The organism is Arthrobacter sp. NA-172 (assembly GCF_043952055.1).
Classification (GTDB): Bacteria; Actinomycetota; Actinomycetes; order Actinomycetales; family Micrococcaceae; genus Arthrobacter.
Window position 1 is genome coordinate 395,886 of sequence record NZ_JBINOT010000003.1, and the last position, 17,090, is coordinate 412,975.

The following is a 17,090-nucleotide window of genomic DNA, read 5'->3' on the forward strand; positions in this document are numbered from 1 at the left end:
GGGCATCATGGATGAATGAACCTGCCTGCCGAATCCGTGAAAACCCTGGCCGTCCGTGCTGTCCTTTTCGATATGGACGGCACTTTGGTGGATTCCACCGCGATCGTGGAGCAAGTGTGGAGCGAATTCGCCGGCCGGTATGGATTGGACATCGACGAGATCCTGCGGACTTCCCATGGAGTCCAGGCCAAGGACACGGTGCGTCGCTTCGCCCCGGCTGGGGCCGACATCGACGCGCTCGCGGCGGAACTCGGCCAGATGGAACGGACCCGGACGGACGGGATCGTGGCGTTGCCGGGAGCCGCGGATCTGCTTCGGTCCTTGCCTGCCGACGCTGTCGCCATGGTCACCTCTGCCGATCGGATTCTCGCCGGGGTCCGAATGAAGGCTGCGGGACTCGAGACGCCTGCCACCGCTGTCACCTCCGAGGCCGTGACCCGCGGCAAACCGGACCCTGAAGGCTACCTGAGGGCAGCGGCGCTGCTGGGAGTCGAGCCGGCCGACGTCGTCGTCTTCGAAGATGCCCCGGCGGGCATCGCTGCCGCCCTCGCCGCCGGCATGCGGACCGTGGTGGTGGGCGACGCCGGTGGCCAAGCCGCAGAGGGACTGTGGCAGATCCCCGACTACTCAGCTGTCACTGTCACGGCCACTCTGGACGCTTCGGGTCGCCGGGTGATCGAGCTCCGGTTCTAGCGTCAACGGACTGGATGCAGGGCGGACCGGTCCTGTTGTTCCCCTGAGGACGAGGGTTCCCTCGAAAATGATCCTCGCTCCGGTCAGGCTGGTTGAGCCTGGGTTCTCGGAGAGGGCGGCGACGGCTCGCCGGGCTGCTGCACCGACATTGACCGCGATCGTCGAAAGGGCAGGAAACGTTGTGGTCGCAAGGGTGTCGTCGCATCCGATGACACTCAAGTCCTTCGGGACGTCCACGCCCGCGGCAGCGAATCCGCCCATCAGGCCATGCGCGATCACGTCGTCGAAAGCGATGACTGCCGTGACTCCTGACGCTGCCACTGAATCGCCGAGCGCCTTCGCGGCTTCGTAGGTGCCCGGATCCGCACTGAAATGCGTGACCTCGAGGGCGTGGACCTTTGAGAAGTTGTCCACAGCCGAGTGGCGCTGCTTGTTCGCCCATGATTGCGGGGGACCGCCGACGTAGGCTATGCGACGGTGGCCGAGCTCGGCCAAGTGCGTCAGCGCGGAGCGGATGGCTGCAGTGGTGTCCAGCAGTACCCGGTAGGTCTCCGGAACATCGCGGTTGATGAAGGCCACCCGCTGGGAATCGGCGATTTGCCGGATGCGGGACGATGCGAGCCGGGAGGATACGACGATCAACCCTTCAACCTGGGGAGCCATCCGTGAGATGAGACGGTCTTCCCGAGTGGGATCTTCATCTGTGTCCGCCAGGAATACGGATAGTCCGAGGTCGCTCGCGTAGTTTTGGGCCGCCCGGACCAGCGGAGGGAAGAACGGGTTGGCGATGTCCGGCACGATGAGTCCGATCGCGCCGGCGCGTCCTGTCGAGAGGGCGCGCGCGTGATGGTTCGGCACGTAGCCGGCGGCTTCGGCCGCTTGTTGAACCAGTGCCACCGTCTCCGGTTTGAGTAGGTTTGGCCGGGTAAAGGCCCTGGACACCGTTGAGGGGGCGATACCGAGTTCGGCCGCCAACTGCGTGATGGTTGGGCGGCCCGTCATTGGAGCTCACCCACGAGTGTCAATGCGGTATGGATCAGGACTTCGGCACTGCCAGGCGCGAAGGGGGCCGGCATGCCGTAGTAGCGGTGCGCGTCCTCCACCTCGTATCCTCCGAAGTCATATTCGTCTGCGGTCGGGAAGTATCCCGGGCACCCGTTGGTGTAACCCGTGACGAATACGGGCCCCTTGACCCCGGAAGCGATGGCTTCCGTTGTGGCCAGGAATGGTTCTCCGGGTAATCCTACGAGGGTCAAGCCGTGCCAGTTGAAGACGGTCACCGGTGCGTCCCAGGACATTTCGTCGTCGGGACTGCGGTCCATGGCCCATTGCTTCCACGAGTTGAGAAGGGATCGCCGGCCCGGATCCGCCGAAATCGCTTCGGCCTCCCACTGCCGCCGCAACTCCGCGGGGGAAACCGCGTCACGCGAATTCATTGCGACGCCGATGGTCCTCCGGGCGGCGGAAGTCACCCCGGAATGGGAATAGGAATCGGAAGCGGAAAGGGGTAAGAGCGGTGTCCCCAACGCGGATGCCGCCACATGTTCTCCGATCTTTCGTGCCTGCTCCATCGTCCTGCCGGCTGAGCCGGAAAGCGAGTACGACGCGTCGGCGGGATGGCCCGAGTTGATGTTCCCGGCGGTCCCGGGCAGGAAGAGGGCCACTGAGCCGGGGGAACGCTCCTCCAGGACGCTCCTGGTGAACGCGGGGTAATCGCCGCTGATGAGCCGGTTTTCCGGACCCAGGACTACCGGGTGGCAGGGATAGAGAACGAGCCAGGCAATCACTTCTCCGGCTTCGTCGCTGAACGTGGCAACCTGGACTGGCGGGTCCACGGCACGTTCGGGATGGCGTCTATTCCTGGCAACGTCCACTCCGCGCGATTCGCCGTATTTCAGGGTGGCAAGCCGCTGGGAGGCCACGGCGGTCTCCGCGGCCTCGTGGCAAGCCAAGACGATCGACTCCAGGAGAGCCGGGTCGTGGCCTCCAAGTCGGCCCGGCATGACGCACGGACCCGCGTGCGTATGCGTCGCGGTGATCGCGACCCGCTCCGGCGCAAATGGCAACCCGTGCGCGATGCGGGTGCACGTGTCTTCATGGAGGCCGCACACATCCACGGTGATCCAGCACGTGTCGTCGACAGCCAACGCCCGGACGGTCAGGGGGTCATGGACGCCGGTGCTCGGTTCCGTCCTCGCCGCGAAACCCGCCATCCGCGTGCCTGAGGGCGGCAAGATCTCGACGACGGCGGCGCCCACACGCAGGGTGGGCGGACCGCGATGGATGGTAATCATTCCGGTCCGCCCGACACTTTTCGGCCGGCTTGGAAAACCTCGGTAATCGTCCCTGCTTCGGGTCCTTCCGCGGTGATCAGGACAAAATCTGCCGGGGAACCGACTCGAAGGTGGCCTAGCCCCGGCCGGGTGCCCGGGATCACACGGGCGGGAGTGGACGTCACCATTTTGAGGGCCTCAGGTAGATCCAGGCCGACGTTGTGGATCACGTTACGGAAACCGTCCGGGAGGGTGGCGGCGGCTCCCGCGAGCAGATCTGTGCCCACGTGGGAGAGCCTCCCGCCAGGGGCAAGGTCCACGAGGCCGCCCACGGAAGTACGGTGGCGGCCAGGCTCGCTGCCGGCCAGCGCTGTGCTGTCCGAGACCAGATATGCGCGTTCGGGGGTCTTTGCCCGGATCATGACTTTCAGCGTGTCGCTGGGCAAGTGGTGGCCGTCCGCGATGAGTCCCGCCGTGAGGCGGTCGTCGGCGAGTTGAGTCCACAAGGCATTGGGGTGCCCTGGGCAACGTGGTGGCGATGCCGTTGCCCAGATGGGTGGACAGGCGTGCTCCCGCGGTGATGGCAGCCGTGATTTGTTCAGGACTAGCGTGCGTGTGCCCGATGGCCACTTCGACGCCGAGTTCGCGGATTTGGGTGATCTGGGCCGGCGCGTCGGACGTATGCGGAGAGACCGTGACGATGCCGACCATTCCGCTTGCGCGAAGCCAGCGCCGGACCTCCTGGACGTCCAAGGGGCGGACGAAGTGGGCATCGTGGACGCCGCGGGGACCGTCTTGGTCCGAGATGAAAGGGCCTTCGATATGGACGCAGGGGATGGCTGCCCGGGTGGTTTGATCAATGTCGCAAGCCCGCTTGATCTGTTCGAGAGCGCCGGTGATTGCCTCTTCCGACGCTGTCACGATGGTTGGCACCCACGTGGTGACGCCCAGCTTCGCCAGCTTTGCGCTCATGTCGATGATCGTTTGCGTTGTGACGTCAGCGGCGTTGACGTCCAGTCCGCCGTAACCGTTGACCTGCCCATCGATAAATCCCGGTGCGATGACAGGCAGCGCCTGCTCAGAATCTGTGTCCCGCACCGAAAGAATGGTCGTGTCGTAGGCGATTTCTATGTTGATCCCCCGGCGGGGGTCTTTGCCCACCATCGTTTTGGGGTGTGTCACAGCTTGTGTACCCGTCCTTTGAAACGTGAAATGAATTGCTGGTTGGCTGCGTCCCCGCCAGGTGCATTTCCTGATCTCCACAATGGCGGCTCAATGCCGATGTCGTTCAGCTTGCTGATGGTGGACATCATGAGCCAGTTCAGGGTGAAGGCATTGGCGAACGTGGACACGGCGGCCGTTCCCTCGATGGCCCCCGGCACCTTCATGACAGCGTCTCCGATGGGAACCTTCGTATCGATGTGGTGGTCGACGACGTCGTGCAGGTTCAGTTTTTGCGGATGCCGTGCAGGGTGGTCGCTGGCTGTTTCCGCTGCGTGCTCCCGCGAGGAAACGCCGATGGTCTTGACCGAGAGTTCCCGTGCCGTCAGGGCCGCGTCGATGAGGGCACTGTTGATGCCGTAAGCGTTGACCAGGATGAGGACATCCCCTGGTCCGAGGCCGGCGTCCTCGATGACGATCCGGCCGTAACCGGGAGTCCGTTCCATGGCCATTGAGCGGAGGGCGCCGTTGGAGAGCAGTGTGCCTTCGTCCAAAATGGCGGAGACGTGCATCAATCCGCCTGCCCGGAAGAACACTTCCTGGCTTGCCAGGTTCGAATGACCGCCCGGGCCGTAAATGTGTACCAGTTGGTCCTCGGCCACTTGGGCCGCGAGTATGTCCGCGGCGATGCTGATGTTTTCGGCTTCTTCCAGGCGGATGCGCCCGAGGAGCTCGGTGATTTTCCTGAGGTAGTCCTCCGAGAGCTGTTCGCTTGCGTTCATCGGGGATCCGATTCGGCGTCGAGGTAGATGGTGACGTTGGGGTGCGTGCGCAGCGCAGTACCGGGATGGTCTCCACTGATCGGCTGGCTCAGTGTGTTGTGGACGGCCGTCCTTTTGGCACGACCGGGCACGGAAGCGATGATTTCGGAAGCGTGCAACAACCGCGGAATGGAGACGGTGATGGCGCGCTGGGGAACGTCGTCGAAACTCGCGAAATGCCCTTCGTCCACCTGTTGCCGGCGGCTCACTTGGTCCAAGGTGATGACGCGGGCGGGCAGCGGGTCCGCGAGGTCGGCCGGGGGATCGTTGAAGGCAAGATGCCCGTTGACTCCCAGCCCGAGCAGGACGAGGTCAAAGGGATCTTGGCCCATCAGCGTGCCATAGCGCTGCGCCTCCTCTTCGGCGGGGTTCCCCGGGTTGATGCGGTGAAAGGTGGTCGGCGGAAGGTGGCTGAAGAACTTACGTTGCAGCCAGTTTCCGAATCCTTGAGGTGCGTCCGCCTCAAGCGCGAGGTAGTCGTCCATATGGAAACACGTTATGCGGCTCCAATCGATGCCGGGTTCCTGGACGAGCGCATGAAGCGTTGCCTCCTGGCTGGGAGCTGCCGCCAGCATCAGCCGGACCTCCCGTTCGTTCCGGAGCGCCCTGCGTAGCGTTTCCGCTGCGTGCGCGCCGGCGTGTTTTCCCAAGTCGACCCGGTCCGGGTGTGCGGAAACGGCGGGGCTGTAGGTGGTCAGTGCTGTCACGTGTGAGTCCTTCGGGTTTCTAGTTCAGTGGTCAGGAGGAGCGATCGGGCTATATGGAAGGGGTCCTTGACTGGCAACGCCACGACCTTGTCGAGTGGTTTGCCCTCACGGTCGCGAATTTGCAGCCACTCCTGGCCGGAGGGGTCCGGAAAGGTATCGAGGGTGTAGGACCAGATCCGCTCATGCCAGTCCAGGAGGTCGGGACGCCCGAAACGCTCGGCGAGCAGCCTGCTTGCGTAGAGAGCTTCAACCTGGACCCACCACAGCTTGGTGTCCCACGTTTGGGTCACCAGGGCCTCGTAGGGGTCGTTGCCGAAGAGCCTGCCCCGAGGTTCTGCCCCGGTGATGTCGATGTATCGGAAGATGCCCCCGTGCCGGTCGTCCCAGCCGACTTCCAGGGCCTGGACGGCAAGGTCCGGTAGCCAGTCCGGAATACGAGGTGCAAGTTCGGGGATGATCTCGACGGCTTCCATGACCATCCAGAGCATCTCCAACAGATGACCGGGGGTTCGGTGGCGGGCCAGGAGCGTGTCCAGGTCATCGGTGCTGTCCGGCCGGTATTCCCACCAGGAGCCGGCCTTCCACATGCCTTCGGAGGTTCCGTCCCCAAGCAGTTGGGAAAGCGCAGCGCCAGCTGTTTCGGCGCTTTCAGCAGAGCCGCTGGCCAAATGCAGTTGGGCGCCCACATTCAGCAGCAGCATCAACCCGGCCGCGTCCTTGAATCCGGCCCGGACGGGGTATGGCTCGGACGGAGCGGTCCGTGCCTCGATCCTTTTTTCGGCGTGGGCGAGAAGTGCATGGGCTGATTGCAACCACTCTTCACGTTGCCGGCCTGCGGCTTGGGGAAGCCGGGCTGCCCCCGCCAGGCCCAAGGCCGCAAAGAGGTCAGCCAGAACGCTGACCGCGATCTCCCCGTGTGGCCCGGACGGTAGCGCCTGCCCCGCAGCCGATGTGCGGTATGCCGTCATACTGCTGTCCAGGATGGCGTGTGCTTGGATGAACCTGGCCGTTTCAATCGACAGGGTGGCCCACAATTTGGGATCTTCCGCGATGATTCCGGCCTCGCTGTCGAGCGCAATCCTTGAGCAGAGCCAAGCCCAGCGGCCTTGGGACCACGTGTATTTTTCGTTCGAAAGCAATCGCCCTGAGTTGGAAAAGCACGTGAATACTCCGCCGTCTTTCCTGTCGACTCCGTTCTCGAGCCACCAAGGGAGGACGCCCTTGAGCAGCTGATCCCGTATTTCGGACGCGGTTGTGCTCATGCCACGGTGCTTTCGACGGGAAGCGACGTGGCCGGCTCAAGGTCCCGGTCCAAGGACTCGACAAGGGCGTCGGACGCCTCATTGTGCCAGGGGCGCAACCAGCCGAAGACGCAATAGACGATGACGGAGGCAAGAACGGGAGCGGCCACGTTGATTGTCTGCGCACTGGCCGTGCCCAGGCTCGCGATGGGAGCAGCCAAGGCGTACTTCGCGAGTGCGAAGACGATCAAACCGGTGGCCCACGAGAACAAGGCTGCCGAGGGGCCGCAACGACGGAACGGCCGCAACATCCCCAGCAGCATGGGAACGGCGATCGGCCCCACCAAAGCCCCGAACCAGAGGATGATCAGGCCCAGAACCCCGCCGAACGAATCCGCGCTCAGGGCAATGACCATCGACAATCCGATGAACAGGAACGTGGAAATCCGGCCTCCCAGTAGTTCCGCACGCGAAGTCAGGGGCTGCCTGGAACCGCGCAACGCGGGGATGATGTCCCGGATGACGACGGCGGAAATCGCGTTGGCGTCCGAAGAGGTCATGGCCATCGTGTGTGAGAACATTCCGGCGACGACCAACCCGACCAGGCCGGCTGGCAGCAGCTGCTGGGTCAGAAGCGCATAAGCCTGATCTGGGTGCGTCAGATTGGGCAGGATCAGCGGTGCCGCCCACATGGGGAAGAAAAGCACCAGTGGCCACACGAGATAGAGTGCGCCCGAAAGCAGGACCGATTTGCGGGCCGCTGAGCCGGACGGGGCCGCAATGAAGCGTTGAGCCAGATTCCAGGTTCCGCCGTTGTAGGAAATCGTGCTGATCAAGCAGTAGGCAAGGAAGAACCCGATGGTGTAGTCGCCAGCGAATGGCTGGGAGTGGGAGGCTGGCAGGCGGGACCAGATTCCCGCGATCGAGGAAACGCCCCCGAGTTTGGCCATGGCGACGATGAGCATCGCGATCCCCGCTACGGACTGAATGATGAATTGGCCCATATCCGTCAATGCGTCCGCCCACAAACCGCCAACGGTCGAATAGATGAGCGTGACCCCGCCGACGATCAGGATGCCGACGGCGATCGGAACCCCGGCGAAAACGTTCAGGAGGATCGCACTGGCCGCCCACTTTGCCGCAACATCGAAGATTTTCAATGCGGCACCGGACCAAGCCAGTACCTGCTGCGCGGGCAGGTTGTAGCGTGTGGCCAGGTATTCGAGCGGGGAGATGATTCCCAGACGCTGCCTCAGGCGCGGCCAGCGCGGGGCGAAGAAGACAGCGCCAACAAGGCAGGCGATGGTGATGGTGAGCGCCCACCAGACATACAGTGCGAAACCGGTGGTGTAGGCGATGGCGGCGTAGGCCACGAAGACAGCTGCCGAATAGCCGGACATGTGGTGGGAGATTCCCGCCAGCCACCACGGCATCTTCCCGCCGGCTGTGAAGAAGTCCGCGGCGTTTTTCACTCGACTCTTGGCCCACCAGCCGATCCCAATCATGACAACGAAGTAGGCCCCTAAAACGAGCCAGTCGGCGAAATTCATACATCCTCCTTGATGCAACGAAAGCTTGGAAACGGGATCTGCAGTGGCGTCCACTTTTCTCTGCAAACGTTTGCAAAACAAGGGTCTTTTTGAAAGTTTTCTTCCGGGTCCTCCTCAGCTGGCGCGAGAGCGCCGCGTCAGCCCGCCCAGCCCGCTCAGCCCGCTCAGCCCGCTCAGCCCGCTCAGCCCGCTCAGCCCGCTCAGCCCGCCAGTGCGTACACCGTGGTTCCGCCGATGGTCTGCGCCGGGTAATTCGCAGCCACCCATTGTGCGATCTGGGCCGGAGCATCCGATCCACTGCTGCCCTGCATCATCCCGCTGGCGATGAAGTAGTGGATCTTGCCATGTGCCACGAGTTGCTGGAACTGCTGGAGCGTGGGGGACGGGTCCGTGCCGTTGAAGCCGCCCACTGCCATGACGGGCAGTTCGGTGGCCAGTTGGTAGCCGGCGGCGTTGTTGGAACCTACGACGGCGGCCGCCCAGGTGTACTTCGACGCTCCGGTTTTCAGCGCGGTAACCAATTCCGACGACGGCGTGGTGGCACCGAGCAGTCCGCCCATGCCCCCACCTTGGCGGTTACCGCCAAAGGCGCCGCCCTGCGTGCTCGGCTGCTGGAGAGCTTGCGGGGGAGTGTTGTTTTGGCCTGTGTTGTTCTGGCCGGCTTGTCCGAAGCCGTTCCGGCCGCCGAAACCACCACCGAAACCGCCGAACGTAGTCGTTGGACCGGCGCTGGGGATCGCGCCGCTGTGCGCCACGGATGCGGTAGAGAGGGAGTACGCCAGCGGACCGGCAAGGGACGCCGTCAGGGCGAGCACCGCCGTCGTGCGCTGAAGGATATGGGAGGTGAAGCGTCCCGCGGGCAGCAGGCCGGCTGCGGCTGCGAGGGCGCCCATCAGGACCAGCCAGCGCAGCCACGGACCATACGCGGCGGTGCTGCCCAGGAGATCGAACGCCGTGAGTCCGGCTGCGGCCACTGCCACGGCGAGCATTATCGCGGCGACAAGCTGCGCGCGGTGTTGCCACAGAAGCACCCCGCCCAAGCCAGCAAGTCCGGCGATCCCAGGAGCCAGCGCTACTGCGTAGTAGGGGTGGATGATGCCTGCCATGAAGCTGAAGACAAGCCCGGTGACCAGCACCCACCCGCCCCACACGATCACCGAGGCGCGGACGGGATCCGTGCGCGGGGCACGCCGGCCCAGCCACAGCAGTCCCGCTCCAAGAACCAACACGGACGGCAGCAACCATGCGATCTGGCCGCCGAACTCGCTGTTGAACATCCGGAAGAGACCGGGAACCCCCCAGCCGTTCCCGCCCCCGACGCTGCCGGTCTCTTGGCCACTGAGCCGGCCAAGGCCGTTGTAGCCAAGCGTCAGTTCCAGGATCGAGTTGTTCTGGGAACCGCCGATGTACGGCCGCATGTTCGCCGGGATGAGTTCGACGACGGCGAGCCACCAACCGGCCGCGACCACCATCGCTGCGCCGGCGCCGAGCAAGCGGAGGAGGCGACGGCCCACTCCGCCCTGCGCGGCAACCACGTAGGCCACCGCAAACCCGGGTACCACCAGCAGTACTTGGAGCTGCTTGGTGAGGAATCCGAAGCCCAGGAATACCCCAGCCAGGAGGAGCCACCGCAGCTTGTTGTCTTGGATGGACCTGAGCGTGGCGTAGCCTGCGGCGGTCATGAGCAGCACCAGCAGCGCGTCCGGATTATTGAACCGGAAGATGAGCGTGGCCACCGGGGTGATGGCCAAGACAGCGGCGGCCAGCAGCCCGGCCCGGTGGGCGAGCCGCGGATCGCCTGTGGCCGGGGCCGCGGCTCGCCGGACCGCCAAGTACAGGATCCATGCCGTGGCGACTCCCATGAGGGCCTCGGGAACCAGGATGCTCCAAGAGCTGAGCCCGAAGATCCGCACCGAGAGGTCCATGATCCAGAGCGACGCCGGCGGCTTGTCCACCGTGATGGAGTTGGCGGCGTCGGACGATCCGAAGAACCAGGCGGTCCAGTCCTGAGAACCGGCTTGGGCTGCCGCGGAATAGAACGGGTTGGCCCAGCCGGAAGCGCCGAGGTTCCAGAGATACAAGACCGCGGTCGCGATGAGTACGCCCGCGAGTTCCAGCCGGTGCCGGAGACCATGCGGGTCATGGGCGCGGACGGTACCGCTTCGCGTGGAACCGGGGCGGACGCGGCCCCGGTTCCGGCCCCGGTTCCGCGGGGCGTCCCCTTCGGGATGTGCCGGATCTACCAACGCCGACGGCGGAGCCGGTTGCGCCGGCTTGGAACCGGTGTCTGTGGAAGCGGAAGTAGTCATCGGACCCTACTTTGTCAGCTTGTAGACGGTGGAGCTGCCAACCGTCTGGGCTTGGAAGTTGGCCTGGACCTAGGCTTGCCACCTCGGAGCTGCCGCTTTGGCCTCCGAATCCACCGCCGCCCCCCATGCCGCCGCCTGCGATGTAGTAGCTGATCTGGCCCTTGGACACCATGTCCTGGAATTCTGCCAGCGTGGGGTAGGGATCGCCACCGTTCCAGCCACCGAGTGCGATCACGTTGGTGTTCGTGGCGAGCTCGAGGCTGGCAGCCTGGGTAGCCCCCGAAACAGCCGCGGACCACTTGGTGGTGGTTGAGGTAAGCAATGCGGTCAATGAGGAGTCGGCCGTTCCTTCGGAGCCGGGGCCCCCTGCGGCCTGGCCGCCGGCACCGGGCGCGCCCGTTTGACCGGCTGCGCCTGTCTGACCCGGTGCGCCTGTCTGACCCGGCGCGCCGAACCCGCCGGCACGGTTTCCGAAGCCGCCCGAGGCGGCGCTGGCGGGACCCGACGTCGGGATGGAACCGGAGTGGGCGGTAGCCGCCGTCGCGATGGTCCACGCTGCGGTACCGAGACCGCCAGCCAGAAGGGAAACGACGACGACGGCGGCGGCCGCTGCGCTTCGGAACCTGCCGGCGGGGTTCTGGCCAGTCGAATTCTGGGCAGCCGAATTCTGGCCGGCCGAATTCTGGGTGGGGCGCAGGGAGTCGAGGCGAAGCAGGATCGCCACTGCCGCCACCACACCGAGGATGACGATCACGATGCGAAGCCACGGAAGCCATGAAGCGTCGCGGCCCAGGAGAACTGCGGACCAGATGGAACTGCCGAGGACCACTATTGCCAGGACGATCCCTGGCGGGCAGATATCCGCGGCCACGCCAGAGCTCCACGCTGCCGATTCCCACCAAAGCGGCGATGGCCGGAGCGAGTGCTACCGCGTAGTACGGGTGGACAGTGCCGCTCATGAAGCTGAAGACCCCCGCGGTGATCAGAAGCCAGCCACCCCACAAGATGAGTGAGGCCCGGGTGCGGGAAGCACGGACTTCCCTGCGGGTGAACCACAGGCCGGCCACAAGCAGGATCAGTGCGGTGGGCAGAAGCCAGGAGACCTCACCGCCGAAGCTCGTCCCGAACATTCGGGTGATCCCGGCAGTTCCACCGAAGCCGGTGTTGCCGCCACCCGCACCGCCACCACCGAAGCCGCCGGCGGGGCCGCCAGCGCCTCCTCCACCGGGCATGCCTCCGCCGGAGCCGGTGATACGGGACAGCCCGTTGTAACCAAAGGTCAGTTCAAGGAAGCTGTTGGTGGTTGAGCCTGCCATGTAAGGGCGTGCCGAGACGGGAGTCAGCTGGAAAAGAACGATGTAGCTGCCCGCGATCACTGCGATGCCGGCCACTGCGCCGAGCAGGTGCAGCAATCTCCGCCGCAGCGTGGTGGGCGCGGCCCAGAGGTAGGCGAGTCCAAGGCCCGGAACAATCAGGAAACCCTGCAGCATTTTGCTCAGGAACGCGAGGCCCACCACGGCGCCCGCCGCTGCGAGCCACTTCCAGCCTGCACGTTCGATCGCGCGGGTAGTGAAGTAGGCCGCCAGTACCAAGCACAAGGTGAGCATGGCGTCGGGATTGTTGAAGCGGAACATAAGGGCTGCCACCGGGGTCAGCGCCAGCGCGCCGCCGGCCATCAAGCCTGCTCCGGGACCGGACACCCGCTTGACCGTCAAATACAGGAGGCCGACGGCGGCCACGCCCATGAGCGCCTCGGGTACGAGCATGCTCAACGGCGAGAAACCGAAGATCCGGCCTACCAGGGCGGGGATCCATAGCGACGCCGGCGGCTTGTCCACGGTGATGGCATTGCCGGCGTCGAGCGAGCCGAACAGCAAGGCCGTCCAGTCTTTGGTGCCAGCCTGGATGGCTGCGGCGTAGAAGGAGTTTCCATAGCCGGTGGCCGCGAGGTTCCAGAGGTACAGGAACGCGGTGGCCACGAGGAGTCCGGCGGCGGACGGCCGTACCCAGCGGGGCTGGTGGCCAAAGGCGTATCGGGTCCATCGGGGAGTGGGTCCGGTGGTGCCGGGAGTCGAGGGGCCGGTTGAGCGGCGGCCGTTGGCCGCCTCGGCAACGTCGGTTCCGGCCGTTTCTGCGCTCGCGGGAGAGATCGTGGAGGTCATGATGCTGCCGTTTCTGTGAGCGTGCTGGCTTCTGCGATGGGTTCAGTCGGCTGTTCTGCCTGGGAGGGCTGCGCCTGCTGTATTGGCTGCGCCGTTTGTGGGCGCTGCGCCGTTTGTGAGAGCTGCCCCGTTTGTGGAAGTTGCGCCGTCGGCTGGCGGAAGACCCACAGGCGGAATAAGAGGAAGCGGATCGCAGTGGCGGCGAGGTTCGCTCCGACCACCGTGAGGAGTTCACCCCAGCGGTCCGGCGTCGTCGTACTATGCACCAAGGAGAGGGCCCCGGAGGTGAGCGCGAGGCCGATACCGAAGACGATCAGCCCCTCGAAGTGGTGCCTGACAGGGTTGCCGCCCTGGATGCCGAACGTGAAGCGCCTGTTGGCGCCCGTGTTGGCGATGGCCGTGACGAGCAGCGCCAGGAAATTGGCTAACTGCGGGTCCATGAAGCCGCGGCACAACAGGAAGATCAGCACATACGCAAGGGTTGACGCGGCACCGATCGCTGCGAACCGGACCAGTTGCCCGAAGAGGCTGCTGCCCCGGCTCTGTTCGGCGGTGCGGGACGACGCCGGGAGCGGGCCCCTGGCGAGCGCGGCGCGCAGCTCCGGGATGGGGATGCGGCCGGAGACCAGATCCCGGGTGAGCCGGGCCATGCCACGCATGTCGGCCAGCGCGGTGCGGACCACGTCGACGCTGGAATCGGGATCGTCGATCCAGTCCACGGGTACTTCGTGGACCCGCAGGCCGCAGCGCTCGGCGAGGACCAGGAAGCTCCGTGTCGAAGAACCACGAGTTGTCCATGGTGTAGGGGAGGATCTGCTGGGCCACGTCGGCCCGGATTGCCTTGAACCCGCACTGGGCGTCACTGAAACGTGCACCCATGAACGAGTGCAGCATCAGGTTGTAACTGCGTGAAATGAATTCGCGCTTGGGGCCTCGCACAACCCGCGAGTTGCGCGTGAGCCGCGTGCCGATGGCAAGGTCCGAATGGCCCGAGATCAGCGGGGCCAAGAGTGGCGCCAGTGCGGCGAGATCCGTGGACAGGTCCACGTCCATGTAGGCCAGAACCGGCGACGGCGAGGCGAGCCACACTTTGCGGAGGGCGTTCCCGCGTCCTTTTTCCTCCAGGTGGACCACCACGAGCTCGGGCAATTCCCTGGCCACTCGTTCGGCAATTTTCAAAGTGCCGTCTGTGCTGGCGTTGTCCGCCACCGTGATGCGAAAGCCGTGCGGAAAGGAGTCACGCAAGTGGCCGTGAAGCCTGCGCAGGCACTCTTCGAGGTCGCGTTCCTCGTTGAAGACGGGGATGGTGACATCGAGAACCGGGACGGTGGTGCGGGTGTCCACGGGGGCGCGCCGCACGCTGCTGCGCTGAAGGGGGATCGCGGGATGAGTAGTAAGGCCCGGCGGCACCACCGCGGGGTCCTTCAGGGTTCCGGAGGTGGATTCGATGAGCGTCATGTATCCAGAGTGGCCTTGGCGAATATGAAGGCTTTAGGCGGAACCTGTGACCTGGCTGTGGATGTGCGGCCGCCGTCGCGAATCACTGAGTGGCCACAATACGTCGAGGTCCGCCCTTGAAAGGACGGACCTCGACGTATTTTGTGCGGTTTTTGGCTTAGTACCAGTTGTGGGACAAATGGAAGGACCACGCAGCGGACGGAGATCCGTAGCGTTCCTTGATGTAGTTCAGGCCCCAGCGGATCTGAGTCTTGTAGTTGGTCTGCCAGTCGGCCCCTTCGGACGCCATCTTTTCGGCCGGCAGCGACTGGCTAATGCCGTAGGCGCCGCTGGAAGCATTGGTGGCAGTGGTGCGCCAATCCGATTCCTTGTTCCACAAGGTTGTCAGGGCGGACATCTCGCCCTGACCCCAACCGTAGGAGGAAAGAATGCTGGCGGCGTAGGCCTGGGCGCCGGAGGGATCATCGACTGCGACCGGTGCGGCCGGTGCCGCTGGAGCGGGGGGCGCGACGGGCGCGACGGGCGCGGCAGCCTGGGCCGCGACGGCGGCTGGAGCGGGGGTGGCCGTCTGGCTCGGAGTCGGCGTGGCGCTCGGGGTGGCACTGGCGCTCGCGCTCGCCGACGGTGTGGCCGCGGCGGAAGGGGCGGCACTCTGCTGAGCAACTGCACCGGAATCGGACGTGCGGCTCATGTCCTGGGCATTGATGGCTTGACCGGCAGCATGGGTGGCTGCCCCGGCGCCGAGGAACACAGCAACAACGCCGGCAACAACGGCCATGCGTTGGGTGGTGCCGAGGTTTGCGGCAGCCCGTGTCAGGGCGGAACGTGACTTATTCTTCCGGGCAGGTTCGCCGCGGTGGCGCGCAACAGAGCGCGACTGATTCTTGGAACCAGACATGGTGATTGCCTCTCAACGCCTGCGGAGTTAGCTGTCGGATTCGGATGAGGTCATCCGGCCGTGGCCACGGAGAATCGTGGCGCTGCGGCTTCACCCCTAGGGCCGGCTCAACATGAGCGCTTGCCCGGAGACCTGGGTCCCCCGTCTCTGCCTAGAGTGTTGGGCACCGGGGAGTGGCAGAGCTCGGCGTCTACCCGGAGGTGGCCGGAATGATCCTGCGCACCCATTCGACGGTACAGGAGGTTTTCGCTTAAGTCACATTTGAGTAACGGAGATCACGACGGCGGTGTGCCGACTTGCGCTTGCCGCGCACCGCCCTCGTAGCTTATCCGTCTAAGCGGCTCCGAGTGCAGGAAGCCGTACGGCGAACTCCGTCCGGCCTGGTCCGCGAGACCACTTCAACGGTGCCGCCGTGGGCCTGGACGATGGATTCCACAATCGACAGACCCAGCCCGGATGTTCCCTCGGAACCGGAGCGGGCGGCGTCGGCACGGGCAAAGCGCGAGAAGATCCTGCCTTGGAAATCAGGCGCAATCCCCGGGCCGTTGTCCGTCACGGTGACTACGGCGCTCCCATCGGCCGAGCGCATGACTCCAGTGACCACAGTGGTTCCGGCCTCCGTGTGTTTGCGGGCGTTGGAGAGCAGATTGGCCAAGACCTGGTGAAGCTGGGTGGTGTCGCCGCGGACCGTGAGGGGCTCGTCCGGAAGCCGGAGCTGCCAGACGTGTTCGGGTGCCATGACTTTCTCATCGCTGACGGTTTCGATCACCAACTGTGTGAGGTCCACATCGCCGAACACGGGCGCTTTGCCCTCGTCCAGCCGGGCCAACAGAAGGAGGTCTTCCACGAGGGTGGTCATGCGTTCGGACTGGCTCTGAACCCGGCCCAGCGACTTCCGGCCGTCTTCCGTGAACGTTTCGGTCATGCGCAGCAGTTCGGTGTAGCCACGGATGGCGGTCAGCGGAGTGCGCAGCTCGTGCGAGGCGTCGGCCACGAATTGTCGTACCTTGGTTTCGCTCTGCTGGCGTGCCTCCAAAGCGCTGGAGACGTTGTCCAGCATGAGGTTCAGAGCATGGCCGACGCTTCCCACCTCGGTGCCCGGATGGGACGCCGACGGCGGAACGCGCACCGCGAGTGCCACTTCGCCGGCGTCGAGCGGAAGCTTCGACACTTTCGTGGCGACGTCGGAGAGTTCCTCAAGGGGACGCATGGTGCGGCGGATCAGCACAGTTCCCGCGAGTCCAATCAGCACCAGCCCGCCCAAGGAAACCAGCACCATGGTCCATACGAGCGAGGCCTCGGTGTTCTCCTTCGTTGCGAGAGGCAGGCCGGTGATGATGACGTCGCCGTAGGGGGTCTTGGTGGCCACCAGCCGGTAGCCGCCGTTCGAGAGGGTCCGATCAACCGGATGCCCGTCTTGGGGCAGCGTCAACAGGATGCCGGCGTCGCTGGACGAAAGGGGCTTGCGGGTGGCGTCGGAGGACAAGAATCCATCGTTGCTGCTTACTTGCCCGCCGAGGATACGCGCATTCAGGGTGCCGACGCTTTGACCGCGGGCATCCAACGGATCCGGCCGTCCATTGGGATCGCCTACGGGCGGGCGGCCATGCGAGGCCTGCATCAATTGATCGTCGAGCTGCTTCGTGAGGAACACGTCCATGGAGGCGTAGCTGACCACGCCAACCGCCCCGCAGATGGCCACCAGGAAGTCCCATGGAGACCAGGATCAGGCGCGTGCGCAAGTGCCAGGTTGAAGGGTTGAACCAGTGATGGTCGGTCTGGCGGGGGATACCCGAGAGCGCGGACATGACTGCGCC

Annotated in this window: 11 protein-coding genes, 3 pseudogenes and 1 riboswitch; of the genes and pseudogenes, 2 read left to right on the plus strand and 12 right to left on the minus strand. The window is 65.0% G+C overall.

Annotation, left to right across the window (positions count from 1 at the left end):
- Positions 1–15: 15 nt before the first annotated feature.
- Entirely contained in the window at positions 16–693 is a 678-nt protein-coding gene (locus ACF0H6_RS15880) for an HAD-IA family hydrolase (RefSeq protein ID WP_395250536.1), read from the plus strand.
- Here the strand turns inward: ACF0H6_RS15880 and ACF0H6_RS15885 are convergent.
- The 10 genes and pseudogenes from ACF0H6_RS15885 to ACF0H6_RS15930 all read right to left on the minus strand — a co-directional run bounded on the left by ACF0H6_RS15885 (position 628) and on the right by ACF0H6_RS15930 (position 14,261).
- Complete coding sequence (locus ACF0H6_RS15885) at positions 628–1,695, minus strand: LacI family DNA-binding transcriptional regulator (RefSeq protein ID WP_395250537.1); 1,068 nt, start codon at positions 1,693–1,695, stop codon at positions 628–630. The two genes, ACF0H6_RS15880 and ACF0H6_RS15885, sit on opposite strands and share 66 nt — an antisense overlap.
- Positions 1,692–2,987, minus strand: coding sequence for a neutral/alkaline non-lysosomal ceramidase N-terminal domain-containing protein (locus ACF0H6_RS15890; RefSeq protein ID WP_395250538.1), 1,296 nt, complete (start codon positions 2,985–2,987; stop codon positions 1,692–1,694). The genes ACF0H6_RS15885 and ACF0H6_RS15890 overlap by 4 nt, the downstream gene beginning before the upstream one ends.
- Positions 2,984–3,472 carry an amidohydrolase family protein gene (locus tag ACF0H6_RS15895; protein WP_395250539.1) on the minus strand — a complete coding sequence of 163 codons (489 nt, stop codon included), beginning with the start codon at positions 3,470–3,472 and terminating at the stop codon, positions 2,984–2,986. Before ACF0H6_RS15895 ends, ACF0H6_RS15890 begins: the two co-directional genes overlap by 4 nt.
- Before the next feature lie 672 nt (positions 3,473–4,144).
- A complete protein-coding gene (locus tag ACF0H6_RS15900) occupies positions 4,145–4,909 on the minus strand; it encodes a sugar isomerase domain-containing protein (protein WP_395250540.1) in 765 nt (254 codons plus the stop codon).
- Positions 4,906–5,655: a 6-phosphogluconolactonase gene (locus ACF0H6_RS15905; RefSeq protein ID WP_395250541.1), complete on the minus strand. Its 750-nt coding sequence runs from the start codon at positions 5,653–5,655 to the stop codon at positions 4,906–4,908. The genes ACF0H6_RS15900 and ACF0H6_RS15905 overlap by 4 nt, the downstream gene beginning before the upstream one ends.
- Positions 5,652–6,917, minus strand: a complete 1,266-nt coding sequence (locus ACF0H6_RS15910) for an AGE family epimerase/isomerase (protein ID WP_395250542.1) — start codon at positions 6,915–6,917, stop codon at positions 5,652–5,654. The genes ACF0H6_RS15905 and ACF0H6_RS15910 overlap by 4 nt, the downstream gene beginning before the upstream one ends.
- Positions 6,914–8,446 carry a sodium:solute symporter family protein gene (locus ACF0H6_RS15915; protein ID WP_395250543.1) on the minus strand — a complete coding sequence of 511 codons (1,533 nt, stop codon included), beginning with the start codon at positions 8,444–8,446 and terminating at the stop codon, positions 6,914–6,916. Before ACF0H6_RS15915 ends, ACF0H6_RS15910 begins: the two co-directional genes overlap by 4 nt.
- Positions 8,447–8,646: 200 nt before the next feature.
- Positions 8,647–10,755 (minus strand): ArnT family glycosyltransferase, encoded by a 2,109-nt coding sequence (locus ACF0H6_RS15920; protein ID WP_395250544.1) that lies wholly within the window; start codon positions 10,753–10,755, stop codon positions 8,647–8,649.
- Between the two features lie 6 nt (positions 10,756–10,761).
- Positions 10,762–12,917: pseudogene (locus ACF0H6_RS15925) on the minus strand (ArnT family glycosyltransferase).
- Positions 12,914–14,261 (minus strand): annotated as a pseudogene (locus tag ACF0H6_RS15930) (glycosyltransferase). Before ACF0H6_RS15930 ends, ACF0H6_RS15925 begins: the two co-directional pseudogenes overlap by 4 nt.
- Here ACF0H6_RS15930 and ACF0H6_RS15935 point away from each other — a divergent pair.
- Complete coding sequence (locus ACF0H6_RS15935; RefSeq protein WP_395251381.1) at positions 14,163–14,495, plus strand: hypothetical protein; 333 nt, start codon at positions 14,163–14,165, stop codon at positions 14,493–14,495. The pseudogene ACF0H6_RS15930 and the gene ACF0H6_RS15935 overlap by 99 nt on opposite strands.
- Positions 14,496–14,532: 37 nt before the next feature.
- On the opposite strand, the gene ACF0H6_RS15940 is transcribed toward ACF0H6_RS15935, so the two are convergent.
- Positions 14,533–15,273 (minus strand): hypothetical protein, encoded by a 741-nt coding sequence (locus ACF0H6_RS15940; protein ID WP_395250545.1) that lies wholly within the window; start codon positions 15,271–15,273, stop codon positions 14,533–14,535.
- A 2-nt stretch (positions 15,274–15,275) separates the two neighbouring features.
- Positions 15,276–15,472, minus strand: a riboswitch (cyclic di-AMP (ydaO/yuaA leader).
- A gap of 134 nt (positions 15,473–15,606) precedes the next feature.
- Positions 15,607–17,081: pseudogene (locus ACF0H6_RS15945) on the minus strand (sensor histidine kinase).
- Positions 17,082–17,090 lie beyond the last annotated feature (9 nt).

Coding starts and splice junctions, on each gene's coding strand:
- ACF0H6_RS15910 (WP_395250542.1), bottom strand. CDS start 6,917: ATGAGCACAACCGCGTCCGAAATACGGGATCAGCTGCTCAAGGGCGTC.
- ACF0H6_RS15920 (WP_395250544.1), bottom strand. CDS start 10,755: ATGACTACTTCCGCTTCCACAGACACCGGTTCCAAGCCGGCGCAACCG.
- ACF0H6_RS15885 (WP_395250537.1), bottom strand. CDS start 1,695: ATGACGGGCCGCCCAACCATCACGCAGTTGGCGGCCGAACTCGGTATC.
- ACF0H6_RS15890 (WP_395250538.1), bottom strand. CDS start 2,987: ATGATTACCATCCATCGCGGTCCGCCCACCCTGCGTGTGGGCGCCGCC.
- ACF0H6_RS15940 (WP_395250545.1), bottom strand. CDS start 15,273: ATGTCTGGTTCCAAGAATCAGTCGCGCTCTGTTGCGCGCCACCGCGGC.
- ACF0H6_RS15915 (WP_395250543.1), bottom strand. CDS start 8,446: ATGAATTTCGCCGACTGGCTCGTTTTAGGGGCCTACTTCGTTGTCATG.
- ACF0H6_RS15880 (WP_395250536.1), top strand. CDS start 16: ATGAACCTGCCTGCCGAATCCGTGAAAACCCTGGCCGTCCGTGCTGTC.
- ACF0H6_RS15900 (WP_395250540.1), bottom strand. CDS start 4,909: ATGAACGCAAGCGAACAGCTCTCGGAGGACTACCTCAGGAAAATCACC.